9 protein-coding genes and 1 tRNA gene are annotated in these 10,461 nt (G+C 52.5%); 3 read left to right on the forward strand and 7 right to left on the reverse strand.

Features of this window, described 5'->3' with window-relative positions; all coding sequences use genetic code 11:
* Positions 1-5: 5 nt before the first annotated feature.
* The gene (recC, locus tag L6J37_RS18560) at positions 6-3,449 is read right to left on the reverse strand and encodes an exodeoxyribonuclease V subunit gamma (RefSeq protein ID WP_237796176.1); all 3,444 of its coding nucleotides are present in this window, start codon (positions 3,447-3,449) and stop codon (positions 6-8) included.
* A gap of 104 nt (positions 3,450-3,553) precedes the next feature.
* Positions 3,554-4,525: a TDT family transporter gene (locus L6J37_RS18565; RefSeq protein ID WP_237796178.1), complete on the reverse strand. Its 972-nt coding sequence runs from the start codon at positions 4,523-4,525 to the stop codon at positions 3,554-3,556.
* Between the two features lie 145 nt (positions 4,526-4,670).
* On the opposite strand from L6J37_RS18565, the gene L6J37_RS18570 reads away from it, so the two are divergent.
* The gene (locus tag L6J37_RS18570) at positions 4,671-5,609 is read left to right on the forward strand and encodes a LysR substrate-binding domain-containing protein (protein ID WP_237796180.1); all 939 of its coding nucleotides are present in this window, start codon (positions 4,671-4,673) and stop codon (positions 5,607-5,609) included.
* Here L6J37_RS18570 and L6J37_RS18575 read toward each other — a convergent pair.
* The gene (locus tag L6J37_RS18575) at positions 5,556-6,239 is read right to left on the reverse strand and encodes a DNA-3-methyladenine glycosylase I (RefSeq protein ID WP_237796181.1); all 684 of its coding nucleotides are present in this window, start codon (positions 6,237-6,239) and stop codon (positions 5,556-5,558) included. The genes L6J37_RS18570 and L6J37_RS18575 overlap by 54 nt on opposite strands.
* Positions 6,240-6,335: 96 nt before the next feature.
* Here L6J37_RS18575 and L6J37_RS18580 point away from each other — a divergent pair, with 96 nt between their 5' ends.
* Together L6J37_RS18580 and dapD are read left to right on the forward strand one after the other, a co-directional pair.
* Positions 6,336-6,638: a YebG family protein gene (locus L6J37_RS18580; protein WP_237796182.1), complete on the forward strand. Its 303-nt coding sequence runs from the start codon at positions 6,336-6,338 to the stop codon at positions 6,636-6,638.
* 256 nt (positions 6,639-6,894) lie between these two features.
* Positions 6,895-7,926, forward strand: a complete 1,032-nt coding sequence (dapD, locus tag L6J37_RS18585) for a 2,3,4,5-tetrahydropyridine-2,6-dicarboxylate N-succinyltransferase (RefSeq protein ID WP_237796183.1) — start codon at positions 6,895-6,897, stop codon at positions 7,924-7,926.
* Positions 7,927-7,986: 60 nt separating this feature from the next.
* Here the strand turns inward: dapD and L6J37_RS18590 are convergent, their stop codons facing one another.
* The 4 genes from L6J37_RS18590 to L6J37_RS18605 form a co-directional block, all read right to left on the reverse strand.
* Complete coding sequence (locus tag L6J37_RS18590; protein ID WP_192017542.1) at positions 7,987-8,313, reverse strand: DUF2799 domain-containing protein; 327 nt, start codon at positions 8,311-8,313, stop codon at positions 7,987-7,989.
* 86 nt (positions 8,314-8,399) lie between these two features.
* On the reverse strand, positions 8,400-9,602 hold the full coding sequence (locus L6J37_RS18595; protein WP_237796184.1) for a multidrug effflux MFS transporter: 1,203 nt from the start codon (positions 9,600-9,602) through the stop codon (positions 8,400-8,402).
* Between the two features lie 139 nt (positions 9,603-9,741).
* Positions 9,742-10,059: a hypothetical protein gene (locus L6J37_RS18600; RefSeq protein WP_237796185.1), complete on the reverse strand. Its 318-nt coding sequence runs from the start codon at positions 10,057-10,059 to the stop codon at positions 9,742-9,744.
* 220 nt (positions 10,060-10,279) lie between these two features.
* Positions 10,280-10,356, reverse strand: a tRNA-Asp gene (locus L6J37_RS18605).
* Positions 10,357-10,461 lie beyond the last annotated feature (105 nt).

Below are 10,461 nucleotides of genomic sequence, written 5' to 3' on the forward strand. Positions count from 1 at the left end.
TTCCACTAAGCTATCTCTTCAAGATGCATCAACACAGGCTGTAACACCCGCCGCGCCCAATCCATTGCCTCAATGGCAAGATCGTCCTGCCAGTTCGGCCAGACCCGAGCGATGTAAGCATTGCTGCCTTCACCGCTGAACAGATAACTGTCGTTAAACACCCCGGCCATTTTGGTGAATACTTTTTCCTGACTGTCTTCATCTGTCAGCCAGTGCCCGCTTTTGTCGCGCAGCGCCTCCAGGCCGGCCTGCGCCGTTCGCGGAAAATAAGGCAAAGGGGATGACTGTCCGGCCAGATACCCTTCTGTCAGCATAGTCAGTTGCTCCCTGGCGTACGCTGCCTCAACGGGCCGCAGACGAACATGCTTGTCAATACCCAGTATATGGCTATCGGCAGTTATCCCCTGTACCGACATCGCCAGATGCTCCAGCCAGGCATGAACAAGATCCTGGGTCCGCACTTTGCCGGGCCTGAAGTGAATCACTCCAGACGCAGTATAATGGCGGATCCAGCCTTGTAACCGGCACTGCCCGGAAGAGATCGCCATCGGCAGGTCAATTTCCGGATCCTCGAGTGGTGAGGCAAGCAAACCTGCAATTCGCTCAGCCAGCGGGGCTATCTGCTGTTGTTCCTGCTCCAGAGTCAGCTCACCAAATGCCGCAATCGGCAAGGTGCCGGCCGCCTGCTGCATTGCCTGAAAACGGCTCATCGCTTCGGGGCGGGTTTGCGCTTCGAGCATAGTGGTCAGCAAATGTGCCCGCAGCTGATAACTCTGCAGGCCATCGAGCGCAAAGGGCTCTTCATCCACCATGGCCCCAGCAGCGGCGTCAAAATACACCTTGAGACGCCGGTTAAAAAAGTACTGCACCGGCAGGCGCCAGAAGCGCTGCAACTCTGCCATTTCAATCACAGGCAGTGAGGCGGATGACTCCGCCAGATCCGTCAGCGCAAACGGGGACAGCGATTGCGACAGGAAATCCACAGTGTCGACCGTGATGCGCCGTGCCGCGGGCAGCCATTCGGCGGCATAGCTGGGCAATGTTCCCAGAAACGCCTGCGGGCTGAACGGCGTCAGTGGATGGTGGTGAGTCAACCAGCGGATCAGGCGCTCCGCTGAGTCTTCAGGAGGCAGCGCGCTGTCTCCCTGCAGACAAAAACCCTGCTGGCAATAATCCAGTAACTCACTGAGCAGGACGGAAGGCATTTTTTCGCTGTTATCCTGAATAGAGCGCCCGACATAACTGATGTACAGCTGCTGCTGGGCAGACAGGAGTGCTTCCAGAAACAGGTATCTGTCATCGTCGCGGCGAGAACGGTCACCGGCGCGCTGGCGCCCCACCATCAGATCAAAGCCTTCAGGGGCAATCGTTCTGGGATACACACCATCATTCATTCCCAGCAGACAGACCACTTTAAACGGGATCGAACGCATCGGCATCAGGGTACAGAAGTTTATCTGACCGGCCAGAAAGCGCTGACTGACACGCTCGCCGCTCAGCTTGTCATTGAGGTAATCGCGCATGATCGCTGGCGTCAGCGCTTGCTGATAACCGGCATCATCCAGCTGTTGCTCCAGTTGCTGCAGCTTTTCCCGGATCAGACGCAGCACCAGTTCGCCTTCAGTATCGACACTGAAAAAGTCATCCAGCAGCTGATTCAGCACACTGAACCACTCGACCGCCGAATGCGGCTGATTGAGTACCCGGCGGTAATGGATTAGCTGCTCAACAAAGACACTGAGCTGGCCGGCCAGTTCGGCATCCATGCCCTGCACTTCATCATAGGCCAGTATCCCCTGATACAAACCCGCCTGCGCCGGCATCGCATAGCCAAGCAACATACGCTGCAACCCGAACAGCCAGGTATTTTGCTGCTGCACCGGCAGTGAAAATTCGCTCGCCGTGTCGGCATCCAGTCCCCAGCGGATCCCGGCTTCCTCAATCCAGCCCTTTACCTGCATGAAACGATCGCTGTCGAGATTAAACCGCTTCATGATGGCCGGTACTTCCAGCAATTCCGTCAGCTCAGAGGCATGACAACGGCTATTGGGTAAATCCAGCAAGCGCAGACAGGCCAGCAGTACGGGGTTTTCCTGATCGGCACTGCGGTCAGAAATGGAAAATGGCAGGTAGCGCTCAGACGGCGCATTACCGAAAACGGCCTGAATATAAGGGCTGTAGGCATTGATATCGGCAACCATGACCACGATATCGCGTGGCGACAGGCCGGGATCGGCATCCAGCATCGCCAGCAAATTATCATAGAGAACTTCCACTTCCCGCATCGGTGAGTGGCAGACGTGCACCGACAAAGAGCGGTCTTGCGCCTCAACCGGCTGTTTGTGCCGGCTGTCGGCCAGCAGCTGGTCATTCACTCTGTCTTCCAGATTCAGGATGTCTGACTGAATGCTGTGCAGCAGGCTGTCAGACTGAATATCGACAAACGCATCAACTTCATAGGCCTGTAATTCCGACAGCAGATACAGATTGTCCCGTCCCAGCTTACCCAGTGACGCTAACAATGTGTTGCCAACTGCGGCATCCTGATGCGTTTCGTCAATCAGGTTATCTTCCAGCGAGCCTTTGAGTATCCCCACGGCCCCGGCCTTCTCGCTGTGTTGATCCTGCCAAATCACCTGCTGACGCTGCTGCGCTGCCAGCCGGGCCAGATACTTGCGATCTCTGACATCCCCCCAGTAGTGGCGACAAGGATTGGTAAACATCAGGTGCACATCAATGTGCTGCCCCAACGCCGCCAGGGCATCCATATAGCGTGGCGGCAGCGCTGAGATACCGAAGACAAACAGACGCTGAGGTAATCCATCCGGCAGCTTCGTCCCGGACTGGGCGTACTGCGTCAGCGTTTCAATAAACTGCTGATACAAATTAGCGCGGTGGTATGGCGATTGCCCCTGCGCCAGAATGTGGTCATACAGCGCCTGCCATAACACTGGCTGCCAGGGGTGATCGCCCGCCAGTTCAGGATCAATGTGCCCGGCTTCCCACTCCTGTATCCACTCCGGCCGGTACACCAGATACTGATCAAAAATGTCGGCAATTTTTCCGGCCAGCTGAAAACGGCGCTGCTGATGGGCATCCTCTGCAAGGTAACGCGCCAGTGGCGCAAATTCCGGCTGCTCCAGCAATCCGGGCAGCACCTGCATCAGCGACCAGGTCATGGCGTCTTTATTGAAGGCACTGCGTGCCGGCACGTCCTGCAGCACTTTGGTGAACATGTCCCAGATGAAGGTCGCTGGCAGCGGAAAAGTAATATTGGCGGCCACGCCCTGCGACTGGGCCAGTTCGAGTTTGAGCCATTGTGACATGCCCGGACTCTGCACCAGAATCTGCTCAGGGATAAAAGGGTCTGAAAGCGGATCCCGGCGGATCAGCTCAACCAGCAAAGACTTCAGCAGATCCAGCTGGTTGGAATGGTAGACAGTAAACACGCATCAGGCTCGCTGGCAGAGAATAATGCCATGATTGTCTACCAAGGCACGCAGGGTGTAAACAGCAGTGCCTGTGATGACCGCCGACCTTTCGCTTCAATGCATTACATCACTGCTCTGCGATAGCCTACCTCAGCGGTACAATAATGGGCCAGATAGCGCACTATGACATAACTGACCACCACAGTAGCGATTAACAGCTCGGCCAGAGCCAGCACCTGAACCTGATGCGCGTAGTCGGCCAGCAGGGGTTGAGTGCTCATCCAGTGAGCCGTTTTGTACAAGGCCGTCGCCCCGATCACCATAGGGAACGTAAACGCGGCATAAGCCGGACTGAAGGGTAATCGCAAGAGTCTGAAGAAGGCCAGATAAATCACCAGCGTCATCAGCAATCCGATACTCGCCAGCAGTGCTACCAGTAACACTGAAGGGTACGCCGTCACTGTCAGATAACCCGCCAGTGACAAACTGGCCGGTGCCGCCAAAATCGCAATGGTCGGCTTGGCCGCATCCGGTACTTGATGACAGAAAATCAGCCGGTATAACATCACGGGCAGCATCAGGGCGTAAGCACTCAGGCCAAACACCATCAAGCCCTGCGCCAGGGGTGCCAGCGCCCCACCCGGAAAAGTGACATCGGCCACTATGATACCGACAGGCGGCACAAACCAGCTGGGCACCATATGGTGCAGCTCAAACCGGCTCAAGCGGAGGAAGACAAAGCAGGCTAAAAACGCCAGATGCAAGATCACAGCCGCCAGCCACAATACTAACCCGGCAAGCGGCAGATATGTCGCCAGCGCATGAGAAACCACCATAAGTGCCATCGAAAAAGTAGGCACGACACTGCCGACCACAGGGTGCTTCAAATCCTGCCACAGTAACTGAGGATGTAAAACAAACTTCAGCGTCAGCCCCAGCAGCATCACAGCGGCAATGACGGCACTGCCCGTTTGCGCCATACCGTGAAATGGCGCCGCATTCTCCCAGCACCAGCCCAGGCTGGCAATGGCCAGAGCCAGCCCGGCCATGGGTGTAGGCATCAGGGTAAACCGATTTTTCCAGGCTTGATTCATGATTTGCTCTCCATCACATCCGATTCGTTTTTTGTTCTTTTTGTTCTTTTTGTCGATAGAGGCAGTGTACTTCTCTCGCATGGTTTAGAATAATTGAATAAATTTAAACAATAGTTAAATTTAATTTAACCGATAAAGAACGACTATGAACATTGCGCTGAAACAATTAAGAGTCTTCGTTGCCGTAGCACAGGAAAAAACCATTACTGCTGCCGCCGAGCGCCTGTTTCTGACCAAGCCGGCTGTCAGCATGGCGCTGGCCGAGCTGGAAAAACAACTCAGCCAACCACTGTTTGATCGCCACAACAACCGGCTGACCCTAAACAGCGAAGGCAAGCGCCTGTTACCTCTGGCCGATGAACTGCTCCAGCGTACCCAGAGTATTGAACAACTCTTCGCACAAACCGGCGCGTTGTCCGGCAGCTTGGCTGTAGGTTCCAGCGATACCGTAGGTAATCAGCTCACGCCTTTTCTGCTGCGGGATTTCAGGGCGCAAACAGCGCATACTGACCAGTCACTGCTGATCGGCAATACCGCGGCAATCGTGAAAAAGTTAGGTGATTTTGAACTGGATATCGGACTGGTTGAAGGCCGGGTCACGGAAAAACACTTGGTAAGCCAACCCTGGCTTAAGGATGAGATGGTAATTATCGGTCATCCCGAGCACCCACTGCTGACCAGAAACAACCTGTCTCTGTCAGATCTTGAACACTCGGAATGGGTACTCAGGGAAGCCGGATCCGGCACCCGGGATTATTTCCTGCATCATCTCGCCCCGGGAATTGATAACTGGCAGCTGGCCTTTGAGCTCAACACCACAGAAGCCATTATCAACAGCGTCGCCGCCGGACTGGGCCTGACCTGTATATCGCGGCGCGCGGTCCATCATGCAGTACAGGAAAAACGCGTGGCTGAACTGCCCATCACGCTGAGCAAGCAGAGACAATACTGGCTGCTGTATCACAAAGACAAATACAACAGCCCGCTGTTATCTGCATTTATTGCATTCTGCCAGCATTGGCAACCGGGCTCAGATCCGGTTATCGCCGCCACTGAAGGCAATGATCTGGCTGATCTGACATAAAGGCCGGCCGGATTCCTGCTGCCAGTCATTAAACGCCGTCTGTGCCGCCGACAGGGAGCGCTGGGTGTCCCGACCGCCATCAATAATTCCGGTACTGCGCAGGTAAGCTTCAACATCCTGGCTGAGAATAAAAGTATCTTTGCCCATCACCCGCAATGTATAGGGGCCGGTATTACCGCCCAAACGCTTACCTTTGCTTTTCAGATAGTGCCATAAGCCGATAATGTCATCCGATGGCCATGCTGCGACCATAGCGGCAAACGAGCCGTGCTCTTTCGCGGCTCGGTGAATCATGTACGCATTTTCCGGAATCGTCATGACTTTGCCGAGATGACGGATAATGGCCGGATCTGTGGCTTTTCGCTCCCACATTTCGTTCGGCACCAGCAATAACTTTTCTATATCAAAGCCAAAGAATACCGACTCAAAACCGTCCCACTTTTGCCTGACCACTTTCCAGCTCATACCAGACTGGAACACTTTCTGCGTAAAGGCGGCCAGCCAGCGATCATCGGCAATGGCGGTCAACGCCTCTGCACTAAGCGGGGCCGACAACAAGCTTTCCAACGCCGCCTTGCCCCCTTTGCGATCAGCGGCACGGGTATAAATTTGTTCAAATTTTTCTCTCATGCTCACAAGAACACCTTCTGTCAGAACTCAGCACTGGACTATGCCTTTATCCTACTGTATAAAAAACCAGTTAATCAATATCTGGAGAGGGTGACCATGGCTGTTATCGTCAAATATGTAGTAGAGCGCAACGGAGAAGAGAAGATGACTTTTACCTCTAAATCTGAAGCTGATGCCTACGATAAAATGTTGGATATGGCTGACGAGCTGTTTGCTGTTCTGAGTGAAAGCAAACTGCTTGAAGACGAAGCCAAACAGGAAGAATTAGCACTATTCCTGGCACAAGAGCGTGAAAAAGTCCTTGTCGCTCTGGGGGCGAAAAAAGCCAAACCCGCCGCTAAAAAGAAAGCGGTAGAACCCGAAGCTGTGCAAGACGATACTGACAGCGAAGCCGCCTGAGTCAGTCCCCTTGACGATGAATAATAAACCTCCGCCGGGAGGTTTATTTATTTCCGTGTTTATTCACAAAGACTGATTTTATATGTGGTTAAGTGCGGATTTTCGTCATTTCTCAGTCATTTTGCCATGAATGGCAGATTTCCCCTTCAATATCCCGCTCAGTCTCTTTATGATGGGAACATCTCACTTTTTCAATATCAGACAGACTGCCATACATTGCAGTCGTTATCCCTTTTGACATGGAGACCATTTCATCATGGCGACATTTTCTCTAGCCCTGGGTACCGCGACCAAAAACCGTGACGGTAAAATCATCGAAGCTTTCTTCCCGACCCCGCTGCTGAATCCAGCTCAGGCTCTGGTTGATGCCATCGCAAAAGTTGTTGATTACCAGGAAGGTAACCAAGCCATTGAGATTACCCCGGCTCAGGCGGCTGAACTAGCCGGTGCTTTCGCAGCGAATGGCGAGCAAGCCAGTGCTGGTTTTGCTGAAAAAGCAGCACAATCCAGCCAGTCTCTCGTGGTAGTCATTCTGGCTGCTGATACGGCGCCGGCTTCTGTTGCTGAAGGCTTCCTGAAACTGCAATTGATCTCTCAGCGACTGGTTAAGCCTCATGGTCTGGTACTGGACGGTATCTTTGGTTTGCTGCACAACATTGCCTGGACCAATAAAGGCCCGATTGATCTGCCTGAACTGGCAGAGCGTCAGATTGAAGCTCGCCTGAACGGCGAGGTGCTGACTGTCGATTGCGTTGATAAATTCCCGAAAATGGTCGATTACATAGTGCCGGCTGGCGTGCGAATTGCCGATACCTCCCGTGTTCGCCTCGGCGCTCACGTCGGTGAAGGTACCACAGTGATGCACGAAGGCTTTATCAACTTCAATGCCGGTACAACAGGTGTGAGCATGGTTGAAGGCCGTATTTCTGCCGGTGTTGTGGTCGGCGATGGTTCCGATATCGGCGGCGGCGCTTCTATCATGGGTACCCTGAGTGGCGGCGGTAAAGTGGTCATTGCGATTGGTGAAAACAGCCTGCTGGGTGCCAATGCCGGTCTTGGCTTCCCGCTTGGCGATCGTTGTACCATTGAGTCTGGCTTGTATGTCACCGCAGGCACCAAAGTAACTATGCTGGATGCAGATGGCAATGTCGTTGAAACCGTCAAAGCACGCGATCTGGCGGGCAAATCCGATCTGCTGTTCCGTCGTAACTCAGTAAGCGGCGCGATCGAATGTCTGACCAATAAAACTGCGGTTGAGCTGAACAGCGAGTTGCACAGCAACAACTGATCCTCAGTCACTGAGTGAAAGATCGCAAAAGGCTGCCAATGGCAGCCTTTCTTATTTGTATCAGTAGCCTCTTTCCGCCAGCCCGAACTGGCTGGCATCTTGCCGGCATTCATCTGGGTAACCTGGGTTAAGCGCTGTGGTCACTGTTTTCTTACCCGTGCAGTACTCATATCGCCCCTGCAGATAGCCCGCGCGGTATTTTTCATAATCAGATTCAGACATCACGCCAAGCCGGTCCAGGCGCTTTTTCTCCCACTCCTGATAACCATACTCTCCGTGATAAGCCCCCAGTTCCTGCCATTCACCATGCTGAGACAAGTTAGCCTCATACTGACTGACACAAGCCGATAGCAAAATAATCACCACCAAACAGATCAGCTGACGCATACGACCTCCTCAGCCAACTGCGATCCGGTGTCTTAAGTATGGAAGAATATCTCTGGCGTGAGAAAGTTTCTCATCTGAGCCTTTTATCAAGGCTGGCTCAGTTCCAGCGATGCCTGCCGTCCTGATTCACTTCTTACCCCCAGATTCACCAATACGATTCCAAGGAATGCGGCGCTCAGCAATACTGCCCCAAGATGCCAGGGCTGGCTGATCCCCATCTGTAACAGGCAATGGCTGATAACAGACGCCGCAACCATCTGGCAAGCCCCGGATAACGCAGACACAGTCCCTGCTTTTTCACCGTACGGAACCAAAAGCATCGACTGTGCACACGGAAAAGCAATGCCGTTTGTCATCGCCAGCAGAAAATGGGCCGCTGACATCCAGACCGGGTCTAACGGGGCCAACACATACACAGCGGCCGAGACCAATTGCATCAAAGGTGCCAGCTGCAACATTCTTGCTGTCCCCAACTTTGGCCGTAAGCGCTGACACAGCAAACCACCAAAAAGCAGTCCGCAAGCCGGCACCATAGCCCACATCGCATACTGGTCAGAGCTTATCCCTAACTGAACTTGCATAATGTAGGGCATCATGGAAATTGCCAGTACAACCATGGCAAAATTGATCCAGCCTATACCGGCAAATGTCAGGAAATGGCGGTCTTTAAACAAAGACAGGTAATTACCCGCAAGTTGCTTAACTGAAGGTGGCATGCCTGTTGTCTTTAAGGTTTCGCGAAAGCTAAATACAAGCAATAACCAAACCAGTGCGATGTAAGCAATAAGCAGCACAAAAACAGAAAGCCAGCCCAGATAATGATTAACCATACCGCCAATCACTGGGGCCATAATAGGAGTAAATGCGGCAACAATGGCTAACCAAGTCATGGCTTTCGCCAGATTTTGCTTTTGGTAGCTATCCCGGATTGTCGCCCTGGCCAGTACAGACACACTGCCGGCCCCACAGCCCTGAATAAAGCGTCCAAGCAATAATCCGGAAAACGATTCCGCTTTGAAAATCACCAGTGCAACACCGAACAAAGCTATCATTACCCCAGCAAGCAATACTGGCCGACGACCCAGCACGTCAGAAAGCGGACCGTAAACCAGCTGTGAGGGACCAAAACCTAACAGATAAATGGCAACCAGAAGCTGTGTTTGATCTGAGGTCAATGTCAGATCCTGTCCAATCCAGGGTAACAATGGAAACACCAGGCCAAGACTGAGCTGACCAATACTGACAATCAAACAAGCAAATAACAGGGGTTTCCAATGGAATGCTGGCATACATTTCTCTATATCGATAACAACACAGATATTATGCCTGCATACTGGCCAGGAATAAGCCATCATTGGCAACAGGAGCTATGTCCTGACAGGAAAGAATAGCCGCACTGTTCTGCGGCTATTTCATGAAATGAAAGACTTAGGAGTCGGAGCTCTGTGTTTTTTGAATCACATAACGAAACGGATTAGTGAAAGAGAACTTGCTGCCCTGAGTGGTAACCCGCCCCTGTTTCATTGCAACCAGCACTTCGCGCTGTATTCTGACTAACGAAAAGAAACGTATCACCATGAACACAATAAATATCGGCATGATGATTTGCGCCATGGAGGCTGACTTTAACAAGAAATCATTCCCTAACCAGACCGCGAGCATCACCAGCATCAGGTACAAGGAATGCGGTTTCAGCGTAATAGTGACAGAATCAGCGGTTTCTTGCCGCTCGTAGAATAAACTCATGGCGAATTATCTTTAATCATCCCAGAAAAATTGTCCTAACCCTCTCACAGCCTCACACCTAAGGCAAGAGCTTAACCAACCAAATTGTAACCAGTTTCTACCTGCTAGAGCGGGTTCAGAGGCGTGTCATGAGGTTTCAATAAGTAACGAGCAGTCGAACAAATTACAAACGCCAGATAGCAAAAAACCCAGCCATTGCTGACTGGGTTTCTCTAAGAAGTGGCGGAGCGGACGGGACTCGAACCCGCGACCCCCGGCGTGACAGGCCGGTATTCTAACCAACTGAACTACCGCTCCGAAACTGGTTATTTTCAATGTGCTCGTCGTTATTCTGCATTCTTCACTCAGTCACATACTTTATGTATGCTCCTTCGTTCATCGTTTGAATGCCTTGAGCGCATT

It is taken from the genome of Photobacterium sp. WH77, from assembly GCF_022014395.1.
GTDB classification, from domain to species: Bacteria; Pseudomonadota; Gammaproteobacteria; order Enterobacterales; family Vibrionaceae; genus Photobacterium; species Photobacterium arenosum.

Bases quoted from the DNA above. Each gene is read 5' to 3' on its own strand.
- L6J37_RS18575 (WP_237796181.1), bottom strand. From the start codon at position 6,239: ATGAGAGAAAAATTTGAACAAATTTATACCCGTGCCGCTGATCGCAAA.
- dapD (WP_237796183.1), top strand. From the start codon at position 6,895: ATGGCGACATTTTCTCTAGCCCTGGGTACCGCGACCAAAAACCGTGAC.
- L6J37_RS18590 (WP_192017542.1), bottom strand. From the start codon at position 8,313: ATGCGTCAGCTGATCTGTTTGGTGGTGATTATTTTGCTATCGGCTTGT.
- L6J37_RS18580 (WP_237796182.1), top strand. From the start codon at position 6,336: ATGGCTGTTATCGTCAAATATGTAGTAGAGCGCAACGGAGAAGAGAAG.
- L6J37_RS18595 (WP_237796184.1), bottom strand. From the start codon at position 9,602: ATGCCAGCATTCCATTGGAAACCCCTGTTATTTGCTTGTTTGATTGTC.
- L6J37_RS18570 (WP_237796180.1), top strand. From the start codon at position 4,671: ATGAACATTGCGCTGAAACAATTAAGAGTCTTCGTTGCCGTAGCACAG.
- L6J37_RS18565 (WP_237796178.1), bottom strand. From the start codon at position 4,525: ATGAATCAAGCCTGGAAAAATCGGTTTACCCTGATGCCTACACCCATG.
- L6J37_RS18600 (WP_237796185.1), bottom strand. From the start codon at position 10,059: ATGAGTTTATTCTACGAGCGGCAAGAAACCGCTGATTCTGTCACTATT.